General features: G+C 75.8%; 14 protein-coding genes. 9 read left to right on the forward strand and 5 right to left on the reverse strand.

Annotated features, from left to right (window positions below):
- Positions 1-9: 9 nt before the first annotated feature.
- From ACZ3II_RS11460 to ACZ3II_RS11495, 8 genes are all read left to right on the forward strand, one after another.
- Complete coding sequence (locus ACZ3II_RS11460; protein ID WP_465517526.1) at positions 10-1,191, forward strand: hypothetical protein; 1,182 nt, start codon at positions 10-12, stop codon at positions 1,189-1,191.
- 5 nt (positions 1,192-1,196) lie between these two features.
- Positions 1,197-3,797 carry a hypothetical protein gene (locus ACZ3II_RS11465; RefSeq protein WP_465517527.1) on the forward strand — a complete coding sequence of 867 codons (2,601 nt, stop codon included), beginning with the start codon at positions 1,197-1,199 and terminating at the stop codon, positions 3,795-3,797.
- A complete protein-coding gene (locus ACZ3II_RS11470) occupies positions 3,794-5,140 on the forward strand; it encodes a serine/threonine-protein kinase (RefSeq protein WP_465517528.1) in 1,347 nt (448 codons plus the stop codon). Before ACZ3II_RS11465 ends, ACZ3II_RS11470 begins: the two co-directional genes overlap by 4 nt.
- Positions 5,141-5,695: 555 nt before the next feature.
- Positions 5,696-6,649, forward strand: a complete 954-nt coding sequence (locus tag ACZ3II_RS11475) for a hypothetical protein (protein ID WP_465517529.1) — start codon at positions 5,696-5,698, stop codon at positions 6,647-6,649.
- A 25-nt stretch (positions 6,650-6,674) separates the two neighbouring features.
- Positions 6,675-8,162, forward strand: coding sequence for a vWA domain-containing protein (locus ACZ3II_RS11480; RefSeq protein ID WP_465517530.1), 1,488 nt, complete (start codon positions 6,675-6,677; stop codon positions 8,160-8,162).
- A 1-nt stretch (position 8,163) separates the two neighbouring features.
- Positions 8,164-10,020, forward strand: coding sequence for a caspase family protein (locus tag ACZ3II_RS11485; RefSeq protein ID WP_465517531.1), 1,857 nt, complete (start codon positions 8,164-8,166; stop codon positions 10,018-10,020).
- Complete coding sequence (locus tag ACZ3II_RS11490; protein WP_465517532.1) at positions 10,017-13,298, forward strand: CHAT domain-containing protein; 3,282 nt, start codon at positions 10,017-10,019, stop codon at positions 13,296-13,298. The genes ACZ3II_RS11485 and ACZ3II_RS11490 overlap by 4 nt, the downstream gene beginning before the upstream one ends.
- Entirely contained in the window at positions 13,298-15,898 is a 2,601-nt protein-coding gene (locus ACZ3II_RS11495) for a CHAT domain-containing protein (protein WP_465517533.1), read from the forward strand. Before ACZ3II_RS11490 ends, ACZ3II_RS11495 begins: the two co-directional genes overlap by 1 nt.
- 606 nt (positions 15,899-16,504) lie before the next feature.
- Here ACZ3II_RS11495 and ACZ3II_RS11500 read toward each other — a convergent pair.
- Entirely contained in the window at positions 16,505-17,710 is a 1,206-nt protein-coding gene (locus ACZ3II_RS11500) for a hypothetical protein (protein ID WP_465517534.1), read from the reverse strand.
- A 307-nt stretch (positions 17,711-18,017) separates the two neighbouring features.
- Here ACZ3II_RS11500 and ACZ3II_RS11505 point away from each other — a divergent pair, with 307 nt between their 5' ends.
- Positions 18,018-19,388 (forward strand): sigma 54-interacting transcriptional regulator, encoded by a 1,371-nt coding sequence (locus tag ACZ3II_RS11505; protein WP_465517535.1) that lies wholly within the window; start codon positions 18,018-18,020, stop codon positions 19,386-19,388.
- Here the strand turns inward: ACZ3II_RS11505 and ACZ3II_RS11510 are convergent.
- The 4 genes from ACZ3II_RS11510 to ACZ3II_RS11525 are packed head-to-tail and all read right to left on the reverse strand — an operon-like array spanning position 19,315 to position 24,862.
- Positions 19,315-20,499: an amidohydrolase gene (locus tag ACZ3II_RS11510; RefSeq protein ID WP_465517536.1), complete on the reverse strand. Its 1,185-nt coding sequence runs from the start codon at positions 20,497-20,499 to the stop codon at positions 19,315-19,317. The genes ACZ3II_RS11505 and ACZ3II_RS11510 overlap by 74 nt on opposite strands.
- Positions 20,496-21,494 carry an aminotransferase class I/II-fold pyridoxal phosphate-dependent enzyme gene (locus ACZ3II_RS11515; RefSeq protein ID WP_465517537.1) on the reverse strand — a complete coding sequence of 333 codons (999 nt, stop codon included), beginning with the start codon at positions 21,492-21,494 and terminating at the stop codon, positions 20,496-20,498. Before ACZ3II_RS11515 ends, ACZ3II_RS11510 begins: the two co-directional genes overlap by 4 nt.
- Positions 21,491-23,539, reverse strand: coding sequence for a hypothetical protein (locus ACZ3II_RS11520; protein ID WP_465517538.1), 2,049 nt, complete (start codon positions 23,537-23,539; stop codon positions 21,491-21,493). The genes ACZ3II_RS11515 and ACZ3II_RS11520 overlap by 4 nt, the downstream gene beginning before the upstream one ends.
- A gap of 21 nt (positions 23,540-23,560) precedes the next feature.
- A complete protein-coding gene (locus ACZ3II_RS11525; RefSeq protein WP_465517539.1) occupies positions 23,561-24,862 on the reverse strand; it encodes a hypothetical protein in 1,302 nt (433 codons plus the stop codon).

Genomic DNA, 24,862 nt, shown 5'->3' on the forward strand with positions numbered 1-24,862 from the left:
AGACCTCCGATGACTGACGACGAGCAGGACGGATATCCGCGGTCGGCATGGCCGTCGGTGGGCGACGGGCCGTCGGCGCCGACCCGGCCGATGTTCCCGGGACCCGGCCTCCCGGACAGCCCACCGATCGCCAACGGCAACGCCACGCCCCTGGTCCCGGCGCAGCCGTCGCACGCCTCCCCGGCGGAGCCGGTCAGCGCGATCCCGGTCGACGTGCCGCAACGCCGGCCGGGCCCCGAACCGGACCCGGTGCCCCTGCCGGTTCCCGGCGTGGCGCAGGCCACCCACGTACCGGGCCTGCGGATCGGCCTGTGGGGCGCGGCCCGCGGCGGCAAGAGCACCTATCTCGCCGCGTTACCGCTCGCGGCGATGCAGTCGTCCCGGCGGTGGGTGGTGGGCGGCGCCGACCCCTCCGCCGTCGAATACCTCGTGCAGGGCGTCGATCGTCTGGTCAACAAGCGCGAGTTCCCGCCGCCGGGCCAGGTCAACGAGCTGTTGAGCTGGGTCTTCAGCGCGCCGCCGCCGGAGGGGGTGCGCCGGCTGTTCGGCCGCCCGCCGGAGTTCACCCTGCAGCTCCAGGACGTGCCGGGCGAGTTCTTCCGCACCGGGAACCTGGACCCGGAGATCGTCGAGAGCTTCGCCACCTCACAGGGACTCATCTACCTGTTCGACCCGCTCGGTGACGCCGCCGACGACCTGCGCAGCTTCAACTTCTTCTACGAGATGCTGCAGGCCGTCTACACCCGGGTCCGTGAGGCCGGGCAGCTCAGCGGCGGGCGGCTGCCCCACCACGTCAGCGTCTGCGTCACGAAGTTCGACGAGCCGACCTTCTTCGAGGCCGCGCTGCAGGCCCGCTGGGTCAACCAGCACCCGGACGGGTCCCGGCTGCCGCACATCGCCGACGGGCAGGGCGAGGCCTTCTTCGACTGGGTGTGCCGCGGCTACCGGGGCGGCACCGCCGGAACGATCCGGGACGCCCTGCAGACCTTCTTCCACCGCAAGCGGGTCGCCTACTACGCCTCCTCGGCCATCGGCTTCCGGCTCAACGGCAACCGCGTCTTCGACTACTCGGACTACCACAACACCGAGCAGCGCAACGGCAGGCTGGGGCTGCGGACCACCCCCACGCCGGTGAACGTGCTGGAGCCGCTGATCGACCTGGAACGCCGGATCAACGGCCGGAGGGTGTGAGCGCCGTGTCCGAGGTCCCGATCAGCCGGGAGGCGCCGCCGGCCCTGGCCGCGCACTGGGCGCTGCGCAGCAAACGTCCCGGCGTGCTGATGAGCTACGAGATCCTCGCCGGCGACGGGGACGAGCGGCTGGCCGAGGAGCTGATCCGGGCCGGTGTCGTCGGCAACCCGGAACGGTCCGAACCGGGGCGGCCCGACGACTACCCGTGGCTCGCGTTCGTGCCCGGCCGTACCGAAGCGGTGCTGGCCTGCGTGCAGACCACCTGGACCGAACAGGTCGACGGGACGGGCCAGCCGATCGCGCCCGCACGGGTGGTCTACCTGCCGTACGCCGACGCGATGGCCGCCCCGCCGACCTGCCGCTCGTTCGCCGCCGCGTTCCTGCGGGCCCCGTGGCCCGGTGTCGACGCGCCGCCGGCCGGGCTGACCGCCGATCACCGGCTGCCGCTCGCGCTGCCCCCGCTGGACGTGCGCGGCCTGGCCGACGTGGTGCAGCGGCGCGGCTTCCAGTGGGCCGCCACGGCGGCCGCCGTGCTCGTCGACGGCGGGTCGGTCGCCGTCGTCGCCGACGCCGCCCGGTTCCCCGGCCTGGAGGACCGGCTGGACGCCCTGGACGCGGTGCTCGCGCTGCTGCCGTACTGGTACCGGGCCGAACTGGCCGTGGCGACGTGGACCAGCCCGCGCGCCCGGCACGGCATCCGGCTCGGCTTCACCACCCGGGCCGGGGCCGGGCAGACCGAGATCCGCTGGGACGTCCCGGCGCCCGGGCACCAGCCGGCCACCGAGGACGGACGCCAGTACCTGAAGGAACTGTTCGTCGCGGTGAACGACGAGACGGTGGGTCTGACCGGGCTGATCCGGCATCTCGCCGGGCGCTGCCGCCGACCGTCCCGGGACGTGCCGGCCCGGGCGCTCGAGGAACTCCGCGAGGCCCGGTTCGCCGAACTCGTCCTCAGCGAGATCCGGCAGGACAAGGGCGACCCGCAGCGCGTCGGCCAGGTGCTCGCCCGGGGCTGGGACCTGCTCGACGGCGAGAAGCAGCGGATCTTCACGTGCTGGCTGGCCGACTGCGCGGGCCGGGGCGGCGACCCGGGCCGGCGGGCGTTCGAGGTGCTGCGCCAGCACTGGCACGACGACATGGCCGACCTCCTGTTCGCCCGCGTCCGGCAGGACCTGGAAGCGCGCGACGCCGGCGCCGCGCGTGGCCTCCTGAGCCGGGTCGCCGAGGCCGCGCCGGCCGGATCCGGTACGGCGGACCGGCTCTTCCAGCGCCTGCTCCAGACCGGCCGGACACCGCCCGCCATGGTCGTGGAACTCCTGCTCGACCCGCCCGCGGGCGCCGACGTGCGGTCGCCCGCGGTGGCCGCCGGCGTGCTGCGCGACGACGCCGTGGTCCGGCAGCTCGTCGAGCACCTGCTGCGGGTCGACGCCGACCGGGCGATCGGCTGGATCCGGCACCTGGACGCGGCAGTGGACGGCCGGGCGCCGGCCTGGTTCCGCCCGTTCCTGGCGGTGACCGAGGGCGACCCGGGCCGCGCCGACCCCCGGGACCTCGCCGACCTCGCGCAGCGGTGGACGGACGCGGGCAGCACTCTCTTCGAACTGGCGCTGCGCCGCGACGTGCCGGCGGTCATGGTGTCGGAGCCGTTGTGGCCCGCGCTGATCCAGCACGTCAAGAGCTGCCTGAACGCCGGCCGGCAGGTGGCTCTGCCCCGCTTCTCGGTCAACCGCAACGGCGACGCCGCCCGCGCCGATCTGGCCCGGCTGGCGGCCGGCCACCGCATGACGTACCTGGCCGGCTACCCGGCGGAGATCTCGCCGGGATATCTCACCGCGCTGGCGGCGGGCTGGAACGGCGCGGAGTTCGACGAGGCGGCACGGATCGCCTGGGCCGGTGAACTCGTCCGGGACATCCCCGCCGCCGGCGACGGCCGGCGCTGGCGCAACCTCTGCGCGGTCGGTGACGCCCTGACCGACGGCGTGCCGGGCAACCCGGCGGTCATCGCGGCGATCACGGCCGAACTGGTCCGCGAGGTGCAACAGGCGCGGCCCCACCTCCTGCCGCTGACCGGGGACTGGGGCCGGCGCATCCGGGAGAGCGGGCAGCTCGCCTACTACGGCCCGCTGCTCGACGTCGGCGCCCTCAGCCGGGAACCGGCCCCGGCCGACCGGATCGCGGGCGCGATCCGGGCCGCCGGTGGGCACGGCGCCCACGCGGACGAACTCGTCCCGATGATCGCCACCTGGGTCGGGAAACAGAACGAGCGCCGGCATGTGCCGGGCCGGTCCTGGCGCCTGCTCGTCGAGATCGGCCTGGCCGACGGGAGGCTGTCGCCGCTCGCCGTCGGACTGGCCGCGGCCATCCGCGGCGGGATGGCCGCGCCGGAACTGACCCATGACCTGGAGGGCGCCCTGCACCGGGCGGTCGCCGTGGGTGGCGCCGCGCACCTGCTCCTGACCAGCCAGGAACACTCCGGCGCGGCAGCGCAGGCGCCACCCGGCCCGCGCCGGCGCCCCGGGCCGATGACGTCGCCGCAGTACGGGCCGCCGCCGAAGACCGGACGGCTGGCCAAGGTGGCGAGCCTCTTCGGGTTCAGGCCGTCATGAGGGTGGGCGTCGACCTCGGGTCGGCCTTCATCAAGATCTCCACGGTACGGGCGGACGGCGTCCCCGTCCCCGTCGAGCACCCCGGCCTCGTGCCCGGGCACGGCGTCCCCCGCTCGTCCGCCGACCCGCGCGCCGCGCTGGCCGACGCGCTGAGGCCGCTGCGCACCAGCCGGGTCGTGCTGGCCGTCCCCCCGGGCGTGCCGGTGGACGACCCCGCCGGAACCGTCGCGCCGGCGGTCGCGGCGACCGTCTGGGCCCGCCACCGGGCCGGCGTCGGCGACGGCCTGCTCGTCGTCGCCGACCTCGGCGCGGCCGGCTGCCGGGTCACCACCTGCCGGATGGAGAACGGCCTGATCGGCGTCGTCGCCGAACACAGCGCGGCCGACGAGACCGGCTTCGGCGCGGTGTTCGACCAGGCGGTCCTCGACGGCAGCGGGGCCGACGCCGGCCTCCTCTGGAAGACCCGCGCCGCCGCCGATCCCCGGCAGGTCCGGGACACCCTGGCCGTGGCGGCGGCCCGGCCCCGCTACGCCGGCGCCCCGCTCTACGGCACGGGCCCGTTCCCGGTCGCCGGAACCCTCGCCGCCTGGCAGCCACTCGCCACCCGCGCCCGCCGGCTGCTCCACCGCCTCGCCGCACCCCTGGCCGGCCCGCCTCACACGGTCGTGCTCCCCTCGCCGGCAGCGGGAGAACGGGCCTGGTTGCTGCTGGTCGGCGGGCCGGCCGACTTCCCGCCCGCCGTGCCCGACCTGGCAGCCGCCGTACCCGGCCTGCCGTTGCTCGACGTCCCCGGCCCCGACGACGTCCCCAGAGCTGGCGACGCCATCGGATCCGGCGATGGCGCGCCCGGCGACCGGCTTTTCGCCGCGGCGCACGGCGGTCGGCCTCCAGCCGCGGCGCACGGCGATCGGCCCTTCGCCGCGGCGCACGGCGCGGCCCTCATCGCCGCGGGCCGGGCGACAGCCGGTGACCGGCTGGCGCACCCGGTGACGGTACGCGCCAGGCAGATCACCGGCGGCCGTCTCGTCACCACCGACATCCCGGTGCCCGGCCCCATCGTGGCAGGCGAGGACGCCTCCTACACCGGCGCCGGCACGCCCGGTGTCCACCTCGACGGCCTGCCACCCGGCGCGCCCGTCCTGGACATGCCCGCCGACGGCACCTGCTGGTCGATCACCGACCCGGCCCGGCTGCCCGGTGCCGGCGCCGCCTACCGGGTCGGGGTCCGCCTGCACGCCGGCCGCCCCGAACTGGTCCTCGCCCCACTCGGCGGCGGCCCACCGACCACCCACTCCCTCACCGCACACAGCGCCGTCCCACCCTGGGAAGGACAGGCCCGATGAACGAACTCCCGACCGGCATCGTCCCGGCCCCCTGCCGACGCTCCCTGGCCACATCAGACGGCCCCTCCGCTCCCGCATCGTCCGGAGCCCTGAGCCGAGCCCGCCCGTTCCCCGGTGGATCTTCTCCGGCTGGTTCTCATGGCTGTCTCGCCCGCCCGGAGACAGCCATGACAACCAGCCACGCAAGATCCGCCGCCGGCTGGACACGCCCTCGCGGGTTCGTGAGCCGTCGCTCAGAGGGGGTTCGGGCGCGGGGTGACCGGCGTGGCGTACGGCTGGGCCGCTCAGCCGTACGCCACGCATGGTTTGTGGCGCCCCGAGAGGTGTCTGAGCGACGGCTGAGCCGCTCACGCGTACGCCAGGGGTGTTCTGCGGTGCCCGGAGGGGTGTCTGAGCGACGGCTCAGCTGCTCATGCGTGCGTCACGCCGGGTTTGTGGTGTTCGGAGGGTGGGTGAGCGGCGGGTGGGCCGGTCGAGTGTGGCGGAGGGGCGTGATGAGCGGGGGTGCGGTTCCGGTCGGGGTGGTGCGGGACATGGTGGCTGGGGAGGTGGGCGATGAGTGAGGGTGCGGATCCGATCAGGGTGTTGCGGACGTTGCGGGACGCGCTGGCGGCGGCCGGGGACGCCGTGGATGCGGCGGTGGCGAACGGGCAGGTCAATCTGACGGTGATCGCGGAGTTGGATGAGGCGCTGGGGCGTACGCCCAAGGTGGCGGCGGCGGTGCAGGGGCTCCTCGATCACGCCGATCCCGGGCAGGCGGTCGCCGCCGACATGCGGCGCTGGTCGGGTGAGCTGGCCGGGCTGTCGGCGCGGCTGGCGGGGCTGCGGGACGAGCTCAGCCGGGCCGCCGCCACCGAGGAACGGGTTCGGGAGGCGGCCGCCGAGGCCGAGCGGGAGCAGCAGCGGATCGACGATCTGCGCCGGGCGGAACGGATGGCCGGGCGCCTCGACGAGCTGCGGGACGCCCGGGAACGGCTCGACGCCGAGCACGGTGCGCTGCGGGAACGGCTCGACGCGGCGGAGCGCGCCTTCTGGCCGCCCCTGGACCGGGCGATCGACGTGCTCGCCCGCAACGCCGCCGGCCTGCGGGAGGCGACCACCGAACGGGGCCGCCGGGCCGCCGAGCTGGCCGGGCAGGTGGTCGCCGCCCGGACCGAACTCGATCAGTCCAACGAGGCGGCCGCGCACAGCGCCCGGCAGATCGAGCTGCTGCAGACCGAGATCACCGCGGCGGCGGAACGGCAGCGGCAGCTCGCCGGGGAGATGAACCAGCTCGCCGAACGGCACCGGCGGCACGCCGAAGCGGACCGGGAACTGGCCGAGGCCCTCAACGGCGGGGGCGCCGAGGAGGGCGCGGTACCGAACATGGCCGAGGCGCGGACCCGGCTCGCCGGGATCGAGGAGCAGCTCACCGAGATCGACCGGGTGCTGCGGGACAGCCTCCTCGACGCCGGCCGGCGGGACCCGCTGTCACCGCATCAGATCCGCCCGGGCGGGCGCGCCTCATGACAGCACGAAGGGGAGGGGTGGGGTGGTGAGAACGGGAGCTTGGCGGCGTACCGTCGCAGGGATTCTGATCCTGGGGTTGGGGGTGCCCGCGCCGGCCGCGGCGGAACCCGCCGTCAGCCGGGAGCAGGTGTTCGCGGCGCTCGGGGTGGACCGGGTGCCCGCCGACTACGTGATCCTGGTCGACACGTCGGCGTCGATGGCGGCGCAGAACCGGTACGGCCAGGTCCGTTCCGTCCTGGTCCCGTTCCTTCGCGGGCTGTCCGGAACCGATCAGGTCGCGCTGTACACCTTCGACTCCCGGCCGGCGCTGCGCTACCAGGGTGGCGCGGGCAACCCGGCGGCGATCGCCGGGACGCTGCCGGGCGGGCCGACGCCGGGCGGGCAGACCGACATCGGCGCCGCCGTCGACGCCGGGCTGGGCGTGCTGGAACGCAACGGCGCCGCCGGGGTGGCGACCATCGTCATGATCACTGACGGTGACCATGACGCGCCGGCCGGATCGGTGTACGCGGCCCGGAACAACGCCGCCTGGAAGGACCTCGGCACGCGGGCCGGAGCGCTGACCGGGACCGTGCACGCCTACGCGCTGCCGATCGGCGCCCGCGACGGCGCGGAACTGCTCGGCCAGGTGGTCAAGACCACCATCCTCGACGCCAGATCGGTCCGTGACCTGGCCGGATTCCTCGACCGGGCGAAGGCGCAGACCCGTCTCGGCAAGGCCGCCGCCGCCCTCCAGGCCGACCGGGGCCGGGGTGTCACGGTGCGCTGGGACGTCCCGCCGGACATGGACCTGACCGTCGGCGCCCGGACCGTCCGCGCCACCCTCACCTCCGGCACCACGAGACTGCCACTGACCGTGACCGGCCTGACCGCCCGTGCCACCGGCGGGATCACCGCCCGGGCCGGGGTGGGCGAGGTGCGGCTGCCGCCCGGCGGCTCGGTCACCGTCGACGTCGACCTGTCCTGGGATCCCGCCGCCGACCCGCTGCCGGTGAAACGGATCCGCACGGAGGCCGTCGACCTGACGCTGACCGGGCAGGTCACCTCGCCGTGGGCGGCGGCGCTGCGGCCCGCCGTCGACCTGGCCACCCCGCCGCTGCCGGACACCGCCGCCCGGACCACCGCGACCGCCCGCACCGGCCTGCCCTGGTTGCTGCCCGCGGCCCTCCCCGCTGTCGCGTTGTTCCTGCTGATCGTGTGGCTGGCCGTGTACCGCCGGCGGAACCCGTTCATGACCGGCGCGATCTCGGTGCGCACCCCGGACAGCGGCGCGGAGCTGGCCCGGTTCCCGTTGCAGCGGCGCCGCCCGGTCGCGCTGCGGTCCCCGGCGGTGCCCGGCAGCGGGATGGTCCGCGGCGACCGGCGGTCCCGTGCGCGGGGCGCGGTCGAGGTCACCTACAGCCCGGACGGCAGCGACGGCCGCCGCACCCGGACCGTCCTGAGACCCCGTGAGCCGCTGCTGGTCGGCGGCCTCACGTTCCTGCACGAGACACCCGAGGAAGGGGGCCGCTGACATGGCCGGTCTCTACGCGCTGGTGGCCGGGATCGACGCCTACCGGCCGCCGCTGCGCACCCTGGCCGGCAGCCGCAACGACGCGGCCCTGGTCGTCGAACTGCTGCGCGGCCGGGTCGCCGAACCCGACCTGCACCTGCGGGTGCTCCTCGACGAGCAGGCCACCCGGGCCGCGGTGATCGACGGGTGGCGGCGGCATCTGGCGGCGGCCGGGCCCGGCGACACGGCCCTGTTCTGGTACAGCGGGCACGGTTCGACCGGCCCGCTGCCCGGCGAGCTGCGGTTCACCGAGGCCGACGGCCGCTGCCAGACCCTGGTGTGTTTCGACAGCCGCCACGACGGGGTGCCGGATCTCTACGACAAGGAGATCGCGGTGCTGGCGCGGGCGGTGCTCGACCGGGGCGCGCACCTGGTCACCGTGCTCGACTCGTGCCATTCGCAGAGCGGGCACCGTGGCCCGGCCGACGGCCCGCGGGCCCGGACCGCGCCGGCGGTCGCTGCCGCGCCGCCCCGGGAGGCGCTGCTGGCGCAGCTCGGCGACGATGCGGGGGTCCATGATCCGCGGCATGTCGCGCTTGCCGCGTGCCAGACCTTCGAGGTGGCGTACGAGACCCGCGACGCCGGCGTCCCGTACGGCTGGTTCACCCGCGAGCTGACCCGATCCGTCGCCGTTCTCGGTGGCACCGCCACGTACCGGGAGGTCATGGCGCTGGCCCGGGCCCGGGCCGGGTGGCAGCATCCGGCGCTGGAGCCGGGCGAGCCGGGCGGGGCCGCCGACCGGGAGTTCCTGGGCCGGCTGCTGCGCCCGGCCGGGGCGGCGGTCACCATGACGCACGACGGCGAGGACTGGACCGTCGACGTCGGCGTGCTGCACGGGCTGGCCGGCGGCGGCGCCGAGTTCGCGGTGCACGGCAGCGATCCGCCGCTGGTGGCCCGGGTGGCGGACGCGCGGACCCAACGTTCTGTCGTCGAGCCGGTGGGGTGGGTTCCGGAGCGGCTCCGCCCGTACCCCATGGTCCTGACCCGCCTGCCGCAACCACCGGCGACCGTGACGGTGGACGGCGACCCGGACGCCGCCGCGCAGCTCACCCGGGAGATCGCGGGGAGCCGGCACGCGCCGCACGTGCGGATCGCGCCCGCCGCCGGCCTGCGGGTCACCGTCGGCGAGGGCCTGGTCACCATCGCCGGGGCCGACGGGGAGCCGCTGGCCGGCCCGCTCCCGGCGACCGGCGACTGGGCGGCCCGCACCGCCGCCGAACTCGACCACATCGCCCGCTGGACGCGGGTCCGCGACCTGCTCAACCCGGGCAGCTCCCTGCGCGACGCGGTGCACCTGGAGGTGCTGGCAGCCGGTGACGACACCGATCTGGCGCCCGGCCCGGTCCACCTGGAGTACACGTGGGGACCGCGCGGCTGGACGCCGCCCGCCGTGACCGTGCGGCTGGTCAACACCAGCGACCGGCGGCTGTACTGCGTGCTGCTGAACCTCACCGACACGTACCGGATCCACGCGAAACTGTTCCCCGGCGAGCACGTCGCCGCCAAGTGGACCACCGCCGCGTCCGCGGGCCGCCCGATCAGGATGTCGCTCCCCGCCGGCCGGCCGGTCGAGCCGGGCGCCCGGGTCACCGACCGGCTGGTGCTGCTGGTCGCCGAGGAGCCGTTCAGCGCCGAGCCGTTCCTGCTGCCCCGGCTGCGCGACCCGGAACCGGCCACGAGCCGGACCGCCGCCGGGCTCCGCGGGATCCTCGACCGGATCGGCCTGGACGTGACGCACCGGGACGCCGACATGGACGAGCCGACCGCCACCGACTGGGCGACCCGGTCGATCGAGTTCGTCACGACGGTCCCGTCATGACCCCGGCGACCCGCGGGGACCTGGTCGCCGCGCTGCTGCTCGCCGGGCAGCACCGGATCGACCCGGCGGCCGGTCCGGGCCGGTACTGGCCGCCGTCGGACGCGCTGACCGCGGCCGCCGCCGCGCTGGCCGCCGGGGAACCCGGCCGGGCCCGGCACTGCCTGCAGGCGGTCACCGGCGGGCCGGACGGCATCCGGGCCGTCCTGGAACACGCGGTGGTCGTCGTCGACCGGCAGTGGCCGGTCCCGGGCACCGGTTCCATGCTCACCGACGGTGCGGTCGCCGCGTTGCGGGCCGCCGACGAGACGCTGCCGGAGACGGCCCGGCACAGCCCGCTCGGGATCCTCGCCGCCATCCTGCTGCCGGACCTGTACGCCGTCCGGGCGATGAGCGAGGACCAGCACCGGGCCGGGCTGTCGCTGCCGGCGGCCCGGCGGCGGCGCCGGCTCGCCACGGCCGCCGGAACCTGGCCGGGACTGGGCCCGGCGGCCCGGTCGTACCTCGCCCTGGCCTGCGCCGACCTCGCGCACCGCGACGCCGACCGGATCGCCGCGGAGGCCGCCCTGCGGCAGGCGGCCGTCCTCGCCGACGGCGACGCCGCCGCCCAGGCCCACCTCGACCTGGTCCGCGGCGACTGGCTCGCCGAACCGGCCGGCCACGTCGAGACGCTCGGCGGGCCCGGCCCGCACGCGCTCGAAGCCGCCCGGGAACTGTACGCCCGGGCAGAGCAGCGCTGGGCGGCGATCGGCAGCCGCTCCGGGCAGGCCGCGATCGCGTTGCGCCGGGCCCACCTGGCCCGGGTCGCCGGGCGGGACGCCGACCGCGACGAACACCTCGACCACGCCGCGCGACTGGCCGGCGCGGCCGGGCACGGCGCCCTCACCGCGCTGATCACCGTGCACCGGGCCCTCGACTCGATCGGCGACGGGCGGCGGCCGCCCCCGGAAGCGGTCGACCAGGTCGGCGACTGGATCCGCGGCGACGGCAGCCGCTCGTACGGGGCCGGGCTGGTGCGGCTGCTGCTGATGCGGGCACGGGCCTGGCGCGACGACGGCGACTTCACCCGCGCGCACCGGACGGTACGGCTGGCCCGGCGGCTCGGTGGCCCGGACGGGCACCGCCTCGACGGCGCGTCGATCTCGGTGGCGCTGGCCGCCGACTACGGCGGCGCCGGGTACCGGCGGGCCCGGATGCGCCGCGCCGAGGCCGAACTCGACACCACGCCCCGGGCCCGGACCGCCCTCGACTGGATCACCTGCGCGGTCCGGGCGATGGAGCTGTACGCGGAGGCCAACGCCCTGGCCGACCCGGAGGCCCTGGACACCGCCGCGGCCCGGCTCGGTCAGGTGCTGGTGCTGCCGGTCCGCCCGGACCCCGACGACATGGCCGCCGTCGGCGCCGCCCGGTCCGAGGTGGCGCTCGCCTGGGGCCGGTCCACCGCGCTGCGCGGGTGCTACGAGGGGATGCGCCTGCGTGACCAGGGCCGCCCGGAAGCCGCCCGGCTCGCGCTCGAGCAGGCCCTGGAAGCGGCCGGTGACGACGCCTTCCCGCGCTGCGTGGTGCTGACCGTGCTGGGCCGGCGCGACGAGGCCCTGAGCATCGCGTACGACCTGTCCACCACGATGCCGCCGGTGCAGGCCGCGAATCTGTTCCTGCGGCTGGGCGAGGCCGAGTTCGCCGCGCTCGCCCTGTCCGGCGTGGACCGGCCGGCCGACCCGCCGTGGCTGGTGGACGCCCTGTGGGCCCGGCTGCACCGGATGACCGGCGACACGGCAGGGCAGATCCGCCGCGCGAGCGCCGCCGTCGACCTCTTCGAGGAACGCCGCAACCGGCTGGCCCGGGATCTGCTGCGCAGCGCCGCCAGCGACGACCCGGCCGTCGCCGGCGCCTACCACGACCTGCTCACCGGCCTGCTCGCCGCCGGGGACACCGCCGCCGCCCTCGCCGTCTCCGACCGGGCCCGCGGCCTGCCGTTCACGCTGCTCGCCGACCTGTCCACGGAACCCGGCCGGGTCCGCCGCGCGGTCCGCGCCTGGCTCGCCGAGGAGTCCCGCTGGGCCGCCGCCCACGAGGCCCCGACGCTGGACCCGGAGCGGCTGGACCGGGCCGAGGAAGCCGTCGACGAGGCCGAGGAACGCGTCGAGGAACGCCTGCTGCGCCGCCGGATCGCGCCGCCGCCGGACGTGGCCGCCGCCGTCGCCGCGCTGCCCGCCGACGCGGTGCTGCTCGCCTACCACCTGTACGAGCAGGAACTGGTCGGCTGGGCGGCCACCGGGGACGGGGAGATCACCCGTGCCGGCCCGGTCCGGGACCCGGAGGTGCTCGCGCACACCGCCCGCTGGCAGGACGCCCTGCGTGCCGGCGAGACCGACCCCGGCTCCGCCGCGGCCCTGGCGGAACGGCTGCTGGAACCGTTCGCCGACCGGCTCGCCGGCCGCCGCCGGGTGCTCGTCGTCCCGCACCGCGACCTGGCGCTGGTGCCGTTCCACGCCCTGCCGTGGGGCGGCGGGCTGCTCGGCGACCGGCACGACGTGTCGTACCTGCCCGCCGTGTCGTTGCTGACCCGCCGGCCGGGCGGCCCGCTGCGGCTCGGCGGCGCCCTGATCGCCGGCGATCCCGCGTTCGACGAGCGGACCGGCCCGCCCCCGCTGCCGGGAACCCGCTGCGAGGCCCTCGCCGTCGCCGCGCTCCTCGGCGCCGGCCCGCCCCTGCTCGGCGCCGCCGCCACCGCCGCCGCCGTCCTCGACCGCGCGCCCGGCGCCGGGATCGTGCACCTCGCCTCCCACGCGATCGTCCCGCCCGGCGCCCCGAACCGGGCCCACGTCGTCCTCGCCGGCGGCAGCCGCCTGACCGTCGCCGACCTGCTCGGCCTCGACCTCACCGGGGCGATGGTGGTGCTGTCGGCGTGTCAGACCGGCACCGGAACGGCCACCCACGGCGGTGACCTGATCGGGCTGACCCGGGCCGTGCTGCTCGCCGGCGCCGACCACGCCGTCGTGTCGCTGTGGCCGGTGCACGACGCCGTCGCCGCGGTGCTGATGCGTGACTTCTACACCCACGTGCGAGACGGGGTACGGCCGGGCGCCGCCCTCGCCCGGGCCCAGCGCCGGGTCCGGTCCCTGCCGGAGAGCGCGCTGACCGGCGAATACGCCGACCTGGCCGCCGGGTTCGAGGTCCCCGCCGACGCCGCCGGGATCCGTGACGCCGACGGGAGCCGGGACACGGACCCCGGCCCGATGCCCGGATGGGCTCCGTTCGTACACGTCGGAGGCTTCTGATGGACCTGATCGCGCAGACCACCCTGATGCTGACCACCGACGCCGACCCGGGCGCCTGGCACTTCACCCGGTGCTGGCTGCGGGCCGCCGGGCAGCCCGCCGACCTGGACGGCGCCCTCGACGACTTCGACGCCATCCCGGACCGGATCCCGGGGCGGGCGAGACTGGCGGCGTACCTGGCCACCGAGCAGATCCGCGCCGGCCGGCTGCGCGAGGGCCCGGCCATCCACCGGGCCGGGCGACTCGCCGCCGTCGCCGACACCGACCCCACGCCGCTGCCGGAATGGCCCGCCAACCGGGCCCTCATCCGCGCGCTGGTACTGGTCCGGCTCTGCCAGGAGGGCGACGCCACGGTCACACCCCGGACCGCCCTCACCGAACTCGACGGCCTGCGCGCGGTGATCGGCGACCGGCAGCCGCACGGGCGGATGCTGGACCTGGCCCGGCTCGCGCTCACCGGGCTGCGCGCCGAACAGAACCAGGACCACGACGGTCTCGACCGGGCCACCGCCGAGGCCGGGCGGATCGGCGGCTACCGCGGGGAGATGCTGGCCGCCGCCTCCGCGGCCCGGGCGGCGGTGGCCCGCGGCGATCTGGCGGGCGCCGCGGCCGCCGTGGACCGGATGCGGGCCGCCCTGGACGCGTACCCGCCAGGGGACCCGGGCCGCCGCGCCGCCGAACAACTGCTGGCGTCGGTGGCGCCGCTGCTCGGGAAAGGGCCGCCCGCGGGCCCACCGGAGTCCGGTCTGACCGCCGCCGAGCAAGCGTTGCGGCTGTCCCAGCTGGGGGTCGCCGAGATCACCGTGCCGCGGACCGCCGACGACGGGGTGCGCCACCTCGCCGAAGCCGTCGCGATCGCCCCCGAACACGACGCCCGGCTGCCCTACTATCTGCTCACCCACGGGTACGCGCTGATCCAGCGGTACGAGACGCACCGCCGCCGCGCCGACCTCGACGACGGGACCCGGCAGCTGGAACGGGCCCTCGACCTCTGCGCCGGGCCGGCCGCCGCCCAGTGGTCGCTGGTCAGCCAGATGCTCGGCCACGCGTACCGGCTGGCCGGGCACTTCGGCCGCGGCCGCCGGACCGCCCTCGCCGGGTTGCGCGGCCACGCGTGGAGCGTGCTGCTGCAGGCCCACACCGACGCCGCGGCCGCCGCCGCCCGGGACGCCGCCGGGGACGCCGTCGACGTCGCCCGCTGGTGCCTGCAGGACGACGCCGCCGACGACGCGGTCACCGCCCTCGACGCCGGCCGCGGCCTGATTGTCTACGCCGCCACCCGGATCCGCGGCGTCGCCGGCCAGCTTCAGGACGGCCACCCGGACCTGGCCGGCCGCTGGCGGGCCGCCACCGCCGGCCGGCCGCCCGGCGAGGTCGACGTCGAACTGCGCCGTGAGGTCCTGGAGGCGCTGACCGCCGGAACCGAACGCCTGCTCGATCCGCCGTCCACCCACGAGATCCGGGCGGCGCTGACCGCGCTCGGCGCCGACGCGCTGGTCTACCTGGTGCCCGGCGACGAGGGCACCGGCGCCGCCGTCGCCGTCCCCGCCCACGGCCCGGCCACCGGGATCCGTCTGCCGCTGCTCACCGGCACCGCCATGACCGCATTCGACATCCGGCCGCGGCGCCTGCGGGACGCCGGATCCGACGAGACCGAGGACACCGCGCCGCGCACCCTCGACGAAGTCTGCGACTGGGCGTGGCAGGCCGCGATCGGGCCCGTCCTCGGCCTGCTCGACCTGCCCGCCGACGGGTCCGGCCGGATCATCCTGATCCCGATGCGGGAACTCGTCCGGATCCCGTGGCACGCCGCCCGCGACAACCGGCGGGGACACGCGATCGCGCGGGCCGGTTTCTCGTACGCCGCCTCCGCCCGCCTGATCTGCGACGCCGCCTGGTCACCGCCGGTCCCGCCGGCCGCGACCGGCCTGATCGTCGGCGACCCCGACACCCGCGGCGCCGCCCCCGACCTGCCCGCCGCCCGGATCGAGGCCCTCGCCGTCCGGGACGCGTTCTACCCGTCGGCCCGGTACGTCGGCCGCCTCGCCGACGGCGCCCCCGGCCCCGACGGCCCCGGAACCCGCCGCGACCTGCTCGCCTGGCTCGCCGACCCGGACGGCGGCCACATCCTGCACCTGGCCTCGCACGCGATCGCCCGCCCGTCGGACAGCCACCTGCTCCTGGCCGGCGGCGACCACCTGTCCGCCGAGGAACTCGTGGCCGCCCTCACCGCCGGCACCGGCCGCGGCATCGCCCTCGCCGCGCTCGCCGCCTGCGACACCGGCGTCTCCTCGCGCGGCTACGACGAGGCGTTCAGCCTGGCCACCGCTTTTCTGGCCAGCGGCGTACGGTCGGTGGTCAGCTCCCAATGGTCCGTCCCGGACGAGGCGACCTCGGTGCTGATGTTCGCCTTCCACCACTTCCTGAACGCCGGCCCCGGCAGCCGGCCCGGCGATGCCCTGCGCGCCGCCCAGCTCTGGCTCCTCGACGAGCGCCGCTCCCATCTCGACGGCATGCCGGAGACGCTTCAGCAGCGGTTGAAGTCGCTCACCCCCGTGGAGACCGCCGACTGGGCCGGCTTCTTCCATTCCGGACATTGACTCCGGTAGTCGAGCGCACGAGATCCGTATTCGGCCCGAACTGGTATGCCCGGCGTCGAGAACAAGCCTTCCGCGGGCGGCGTGGCCGGTCAGTCTTCGCGGTTCCTAAGAGCCGGCTCGTCATTGCGGTTGCCGAGGGCCGGTCCGTCAAGCCCCGTGCCGGCGGCCCGAACCGTCCCATGCCTGATCTTGGGGAAGCGGCATCGGGCCGAGGCGCACAAGATCGGCATCGTGCCCGAACTTGTGCGCTCGACTCCGGAAAGCCGGTGCTCCGAATCCAAGATCGCGGGTCTCGCCGATCGTGGGCCGGGGTGGCCGGTGCGCACCGCACAAGATCAGGTTCGGCAACCGGTCCCGGCGGTCTCTGCTGCTCAAGGTTGCGGGCGGCGGCTGGTTGCGGTGCTGCGCTGCTCAAGATCGGGGATGTCGGCCGCGGATCTTGGGCAGCCGCTCGAGACGTCGCCCCCATGCGGCCGCGAGCCGCTGATGGTGGCTCGCCGGTGGCGTTGGCTGCCGGGAACAGGTTCCGTCCGGCCACCTCTGCGCCAGGCGGCGGGAGCCACCCGGGAGGGCGCCGGCCCGGCCCGAGGGCCGGGCCGGTTCTGATCAGCGGGCCGTCGTCGCGAAGCGTTGCACCGGGGTGGCCTGGTGGCCGTTCGTGGTGATCGGCTGGCGTTGTGGGCCCGACTCGATCGTCTGCAGGGTCACGGCGGCCTCGACGGCGTTGCCGAAGGCGGCCTGTTCGCCCGGGTCGCCGCTGCCCGGCTCGTAGCGGAGCCAGGCGAAGATGTCCCGCCGGGCCTGCGCGGCCGCGAACTGGGCCATCAGATCACCGGGGTGGGACCCGTCGGCGTCGAGCAGCCGGCTGACCACGGCCCAGACGCCGTCCGGGTCGTCGCCGGAGATCTGCCTGCGGACGTCGGGGTTGGTGAGGACCAGCAGCGCCCGGTCGAGTTCGGCCCGCAGGCTGCGGATCTGGAACTCGGTGACGCCGCTGACGGCCCGGTCCAGGTCGTACCGGACCTCGTTGGCGGCCAGGTCGGCCTGCACCCGGCTGGGGTCGGTGCCGGCCCGGCAGGAGCACCGGTCCCGGTCGAAACCGGCCAGGGCCGCGAGCAGCCGCTGGAACGCCGCCGGGAAGGCGGTGTTCGCGGCCGGTCCGGGCAGCCCGAACACGCGGGACTGCACGCCCCGCCGTTCCGCGCCGCTCAGGTTGGCGTCGTCGCGCAGCGTGCAGTACAGGAACCGGTTGACCTGCTCGTCGGTGAACCGGTACGCCCCGGCGGACCAGCGTTCGACCAGGGCGTCCCGGGCGGCGAAGACGCGCATGCCGTCGCCGACCGCGGTGACGTCGGCCAGGTCGGCCGCCGCGTCGATCAGGTTCGTGTCGATGCCGGTGCTGACCGGTGGGATGGGGAGGTCGCCGAGCACGACGTTCCCGACGTCGCAGGGCGAGCCGGGGATCGCCGGCGCCGGCGCGTACCGCGTGAAGACCGTGAAGAGCCGGTCCTCCTGGAGCCGGGCCACGACGAAGTCCGAGCCCTGGGCGGCGGTGCGCCGGCCGGCGTCCGGGTGGGTGTCGGCGAACCGTTGGAGGTACGTCCCGAGGATGTGGTCCCGGCTCAGCAGCAGCCGGGCGCGTGGCCGTAGCACCGGCTTCTCCAGCCGGGTCACGATGTCGCGCGTCTCGGCTTCGGTAAGCACGCTGTTCTTGACCAGGTCGTCGGGCGTCGGGCCGGCCGCGAACCGTTCGTTCTCGATCTTCTGGGCGGCGGTCACCTCCGCTTTGGTGACGCCGGTGGGTGCTGTCACATGGATTGTCATGATTGTCGCTCCGGTACTGGTTGGTCGTCGGAAAGTCCGGCCGACCGCCCTCCACCAGGGCCGGTCACGAGGGCTTCCCCTCGCCGGGATCGGGTCCGGTGGCCCGGGCCGCGGGTGGGCGCCGGCCCGGGAGTCACCGCCCCGGCGCCGCCGCCCGGCGGCTCGTGCCACCGGTCTCTCCTCCGGTGTAGCGCGAACGAGTCACGTACACCAGTCGTCGGAATGTGCGACGCATGTATGCGGCCGCGCGAAGACGCTGCTTCCGCACGCCTGCCCCGGTGGCGAGACTGGTCCGGTGGGTACGGTCAGCGCGTGGTTCGCCGGTCTCGCCGACGCCGGCGCCACGGTTACCACCGACGTGGAGAACGCCCTGGTCGCGGCGGGTCTGACGGTGGCCGCGCAGGAGCCGGGCCGGCCCGGGATCCTGTTCGGCCCGCCGGCGTCCCTGGTGGACGCGGTGGCTGTTTCGAGTGACGGCGGCCGTACCCGGGTGCTGGCGCTGTCGAGTCCCGGACAGGAGCTGACCGCCGGTGACGCCTGGCGGCTGTTGCGGGCCGGCGCGGCGGACGTGCTCGCCTGGCATCCCGGCCGGGCCGCCGACGTCGCCGCCCGGATCACCCGCTGGGCCGAGGTGGACGCGCTGCTGGACGGCCCGCCGGTGGCCGGCCGGCTGATCGGGCGGAGCCGGGCGTGGCGGGCGGTGCTGCGCCGGGTGGTGGAGGTGGCCCGGTACACGACCGCGCCGGTGCTGCTGACCGGGGAGAGCGGGACCGGCAAGGAGTTGCTGGCCCGCCTCGTGCACGACCTGGATCCGCGGCCGGACCGGGGCGCGCTGGTGATCGTGGACTGCACGACCGTCGTGCCGACGCTGTCCGGCAGCGAGTTCTTCGGCCACGAGCGGGGCGCGTTCACCGGGGCCTCGGTGGCCCGGGACGGCGCGTTCGCGCTGGCCAACGGCGGGACCCTGTTCCTGGACGAGGTCGGGGAGCTGCCCTTGGAGCTGCAGTCGGAGCTGCTGCGGGTGGTGCAGGAGGGCACGTTCAAACGGGTCGGCAGCAACCGCTGGCAGCCGACCCGGTTCCGGCTGGTCTGCGCCACCAACCGGGATCTCGCCGCCGAGCAGGTGGCCGGCCGGTTCCGGCGGGACTTCTACTACCGGATCGCGGCGACGACGCTGAGCCTGCCGCCGTTGCGGGACCGGCCGGGCGACACGCTGCCCCTGGCCGAGCACTTCCTGGCGGAGCTCAATCCCGGCCGTACGCCGCCGGGTCTGGATCCGCTGGTCCGGGACCTGCTGGTGAACCGGGACTATCCCGGCAACGTGCGCGATCTGCGTCAACTGGTGCACCGCCTGAGCAGCCGGCACGTCGGGCCGGGGCCGATCACCGTGGGTGACGTGCCGGAGGAGGAGCGGCCGGCCGCGGCCGACGGGACCGACCGCGACGGGACCGGTCTGGACGCGGCGGTGCATCAGGCGATGCGAGCCGGGATGGGTCTGCGGGAGTTGCGGGAGGCGACGGCGGAGGCGGCGGTACGGGTGGCGCTGGACGAGACCGGCGGCAATGTCCGGCAGGCAGCGGCCCGCCTCGGCGTCACGGAACGGGCGCTGCAGCTGCGCCGGGCCGGCTGGCGGGCGACCCTGGCCGCTGTGCCCGACCCGGGGTGACCGCGCCGGACCACACCTGGGCCGCGGTCATGGCCAGGGCTTTCGCGCCGTCGAGCACGGCCCGGTCGGCGGCCGGCAGGACGGCCCAGCGGGCGAACTCGGGGGTGTGCGGCGCGACGTCCGGCGGGCAGACGGCCAGTTTCGGATGGATCGCCGGGACCAGGTGGCTCACGTCGCCGAGGTCGGTCGACCCGGCCCGGCCCGGCGGGATCGCGGACGGCGGGATCGGGCGCCTGCCGAGTTCGGCCAGGTTGGCCGCGAACGCCCGGGCCAGCGGCAGGTCGTGCCGCATCTCCCGGTACGCCGGCCACAGCGCCCGTACGGTCAGCCGCGCGCCGGTGGCCTGCGCGCCGCCGGCCAGGCACGCCTCCACCCGGCCGCGCAGCGCCCGTACGGCAGTGGTGTCACCGGCCCGGATCAGGAACTCGGCGGAGGCGCGGGCCGGCACGATGCTCGGCGCCCGGCCGCCGTCGCGGATGACGCCGTCGACCCGTTCGCCCGGACGCAGCCGGGCCCGCAGCGCCGACACCCCGAGGTAGCCGAGCACCAGCGCGTCGAGGGCGCTGATCCCCAGCTCCGGGTACATGCCGGTGTGCGCGGCGCGGCCCACCAGCACGGCGTGCAGCCGGGTCATCGCGGTGATGTGCGGCAGGACCGTCTCGTACGGGGACGGGTGCACCAGCATCGCCGCGCTCGCCCCGGTGAACGCGCCCCGCTCGGCCAGCAGGATCTTGCCGCCGCCGCCCTCCTCGGCCGGGGTGCCGAGCACCGTCACCCGGCCACCGAGCCGCGCCGCGAGCGGGGCCAGCGCCAGGCCCGCCCCGAGACCGGCCGCGGCGACGACGTTGTGCCCGCAGCCGTGGCCCATGCCGGGCAGCGCGTCGTACTCGCAGCAGATCACCACCCGCGGCCCGCGTTCCCCGGCGTGCGCCTCCACGGCGGTGGGCAGCCCGTACGCGGGCGCTGTCACCCGGAACCCGCCCCGGCGCAGCCGGTCCGCGAGTCCCGCGGCGGCCCGGTGCTCCCGGTGGGCGAGTTCCGGGTGCCGGTGCAGCTCGTGCGAGAAGGCGATCAGGTCACGGGCGTGCCCGTCCACCGCGGCGGCGATCATGGCCGTACCTCCGTGAGAGCAGTGGCCGCCCGGTCGATCGCGGCGTCCGTGTGCGCCGCGGTGATCAGCAGGCTGACCGCGGCGCCGGGCCGGCATGGCGGCAGGTGCGCGACCGCCCGGACCCCGCGGTCCAGCAGCGCCTCGGCGATCTTCTCCGCCTGCGCAGGCGGGACCGGGATCGACTGCATCGGGAACAGTCCGCCGGTGAGACCGTCCACGGCGGCGCGCAGCCGCCGCACGGACGCGGTGAGACGGCGCCGTCTCCGGTCGCCGTCGGTGTCGTTGCATCGCAGCGCGTGGGCGGCGGCGGCCAGATCGGCAGCGGACGGCGCGCTGCCGTGCGTCCGGGCCGGTCCCCGGTCCCGGACCCGTGCGACGACGGCCGGATCCCCGGCGATCACCGCCATCGGCACGCCCAGCCCTTTGGCCAGCGACGCCACCGTCACCAGCGCGGGTCCGCCCGCGCCCAGCCCGGCGGGTGTGCCGCCACCGCCGGGCCCCAGCACCCCGGCGGCCTGGGTGTCGTCGACGGCCACCAGGCCGCCGGCCCGTTCCGCCACGGCCAGGTACGCGGCCAGCGGCGCGAACGTCCCGCAGCCGGGGCAGTACCCGTCGCACAGCACCAGCGGCCGCCGCCGGTCCGCCGCCACCCTCCGTCGCAGGTCGGCCGGATCGTGATGGCCGAACGAGCGGGCCGGGTGTCCCGCGGCCGCCGCCGCCCACCCGGCGACCGGGTAGGCGCCGGCGTCCCGCCAGATCCGGGCGCCGTCCCCGAGCACGCTGACCACGTCGAGCAGGGCGTGCAGGCTGGACCGGGCCGGCAGCGCCGCCGGGCGGCCGAGCAGCGTCGCCAGCCCCGCCGCCACGGTCACCGCCGCCGGGTCCTCGGCCAGCGCGGCCGGCCGGCCGGTGGTGAGCCGCTGCCAGGGCGCCAGGCAGCGGCTCGGATGCCGGAGAGCCAGGTACCGCGCCGACGTGAAGTCGACGACGGTCAACCCTGCTCCAGCTCGGCGGACGCGGTCCGGCTCCGCTGGCCGAACCCGGGCTGGCCGAACCCGGACTCGCGCTGCCCGGTGAGCGCCGGCCGGCGGCTGCCGTCCAGCGCGGGCCGCCGGGGCCTGCCGTCGAGCCGGGACCGGCCGGAGTCGGCCAGCCGCCGGCGCAGCAGCACGGCGGGCGGCGTCGCGTCGATGTCCTCGGTCAGGTCCACCCCGGTGGCCGCCCGGTACGCGTGCACGTACCGCTGAATCTCCGCACGCCAGTAGCGCGCCCAGTTCGCGGCGGTCTGCGGGTCGTTCTCGACGCTCCAGTTGCCGTACCGGATCGACACCAGCAGCTGCTCGCCGAAGACCGCCATGTCCCGGAAGTGGGTGATGCTCACGTCGGTCCAGCCCTGCAGGTTCTTCATCGAGTCGACGCGGTCCATCCACGCCTCCTCGTACGGCACCATGATCCGGCCGCCGAGGAAGTCGCGCATCTCCGGCCGCGCCAGCAGCCACTGCGTCACCATCATCTCGGCGCGGGCCGTGGACGGCAGGTCGCCGAACTGGTTGTGCGCCCCTTCGGCGAGCAGCAGGTGCGTCTCGCGCAGCGCGTTCAGGATCGGGAAACCGTCCGCGATGATCGTGGTGTCGTCGTCCTGGCGGAAGTAGTCGTGGCACAGGTAGAGCAGGTTGTGCAGCGCCTCCAGGAACCGGGACCGGCGATCGACCGGCGCCGGCACGTCACGCAGCGCCCGCCCGTGCAGCGGCAGGCCGTACTCGTGCTCGTACTCCAGGTGCCGCCGCCGGACGGTGAGCCGGTGCCCCTCGTCCTGGGCGAAGCCCCAGAAGATGTTGCCGAGCGGCCGCAGCGGGTCGACGTCGAACCGGGCCAGCGGGTCCGGCTGCCCGTCCGGGCGGATCCGGCGGTTCTCGAACCGGGCCAGCACCGTGTTCATGGTCTGCGCCAGCATGCCCTCCTCCAGCCAGTACGACCAGAACAGCTCGAGGGCCAGCGGCGCGGTCAGGTGCGAGCGCAGGATCCCGTACGACCGGTCCGGCACCGATCCGGGCGGCTTGAGCGGGATGTCCGCCAGCCGTTCCCGGATGATCCGCAGGTACGGCAGCACCCGCGGGTCGGGGATCTCGTCCTTGAGCGCCACGAAGTAGTTGTCCCGCAGCCGCCGCAGCTCGGCCAGGTTGAACGGCCGGCCCAGCCGCCGTTCCTCCTGCAGCCGCAGCGCCTCCGCCTGGGTCGGGTCGTCGAGCTGGTCGGAGATGCTCTGCAGGGCGATCTCCGAGTTGAGCCGGGCCAGCGCCGACGGCTGGACCAGGCCGGCCCGGACCACGCCGAGCGGGTCGAGGACACCGACCTCCTGCATCAGGAACGCGTCGGTGGCGAACTTGAGCAGCGCGTACGAGTCCCCGCCGCGGAACGGCAGCGGCCCGACGTCGCCCACCTTGTCGGCACCCATGACGTCGTCGATGAACTGCTTGTACGGCCGGAACCCGATCGCGTTCGTCCGGTCCCGGATGATCACCCAGAGCGCCTGGTCGATGGTCTCCACGTTGGCCGTGCGCTGCAGGCTCACCGGGAGCGGCCCGTCCTGGCCGCCGGATGCCGGGGTCAGCTGGATGCTCCACGGCTCGGTCTCCACGTCGCCGGGCGGCGGGGCGCCACCGGACGGCGGGGCGGACACCTGCACGGACGAGAAGCCGCGGTTACCGCCCGGGCCGAGCCCGAACGTGCCGGTGACGCCGTCGGCGCCGTCCTGTCTGCCGTCGGTCTTGCCGTCCGGCGGGACGGTGTCGTCGACGGGGGAGAGGCGGGCGGAGATCCGGTACGAGCCGGCCCGCCATCCCTCGGTGTCCCAGTCGTACGCCGCCCGTCCGGGGAACCGCTGCACCATGCCGGTGAACGGTCCCTCGACCTGCCACTCGAAGGTGAACCGCCGCTGATCCGGGTCGGGGTCGATGGCGAAGTTCACCACCGTGCCGGCCACGACCGGGCGCTTGTGTTCGCAGATGGTGTGATATTCGTACGTTCCTTGGTACGCCATGGCGTCCGAGCCTCCGGCGGTTTAGGTGACGGTCAGGAGCGCCCGCGCGGGTACGGCGGGCGTGGAACGCACATCGGCGCAGATCGCCGACGTGTCGAGGGTGCTGCGCAGCGCCCACTGGGTGAGCAGGTCGCCGACCACCCGGCTCTCCCGTTCCGGGGACAGCCGGCCGGCGGCACGGGCCTGGCCGAGCACGGCGAACGCCACTGTCGGCGGGGTCGCGTACATCGCCCCCGGGTCGTGGCGCCACGTGCCGTAGGTGCGCAGCAGCGCGGCGGCGGACCGGTCCGGGCGGCGCAGCACGTCGCCGAGCCGGGCCCCGTGCAGCGCCGGCGGCCGGTGCCCGAGCAGCGCCTCGGTGAACGTGGGCAGGTCGGCGGCCAGCCGTTCCAGCACCGGCCGGGACCCGGCGCCCACGTCGTCCAGCGGATACATGGCCCGCCAGCCGTCGGCCAGCGCGCGCCACTGCGGATCCGGGTAGAGCGCGTCGCCCATCGCGCAGCTGAGCAGCACGCGCAGCCACGGCACCGGGTGCGGGTCCTCCCCGCCGAACCGGAAGACGAACCAGCGGGGCAGGCTCACCACGCCGATCAGCCCCAGCGGCGCGCTGATCCCGAGCTGCGCCACCGACCACAGGTCGGCGACCACCTCGGAGACCCAGCGCCCGAACCAGGACCAGCCGCGCACCCGGGCCACCTCGGGACGTAACGACGCCACCAGGTCCAGCAGCGCCGCGCCCTGATGCCCCACCTCGTGGACCAGCGAGGACGCGATGCCGTGGCCCACCATGCGCTCCCGGGGCACCCGGATGATCGCGACCGGGTTCTCGTCGCCACCGGGCAGGCGGGTCCGGGCCCGCCGGATCGCCGCGCCCGGCCCGCGGGCCAGGTAGCAGATCACCGGCGGCGGTTCGAAGTAGCCGCCGGGCAGGCCGAGCGCGTCGGCCGCCGCCACGTCCAGACCGGACAGCCACACCCCGGTCTCGTGTTCGCTGCGCTGCGTGACGACCTCGGTGAACAGGTCGAACTGGGACAGCACGTCGTTGAACCGCAGCCGGATCAGGGTCAGGCGCCGCTGTTGTTCGGGCACCGGCGCCTGTCGTCCCGGCCCGCGCATCCACCGCAGGAAGTCCACGACGTGGCATCCGAGGTCCGACCGGCCGTCGATGAGGAACCGTTCGATCCGGATCTGGGCGGCGGGCGCCAGGGCGGCTGCCGGCACCATCGTCTCGTGCAGGGCGAACGGGCGCACCCGGGCGAGCCGCGTGAGCAGCGCACGGGCCTCCTGTTCGATCAGAGCCGAGGCGATGGCCGCGCCGCTCAT

This window comes from Actinoplanes sp. NPDC019969, assembly GCF_055562375.1.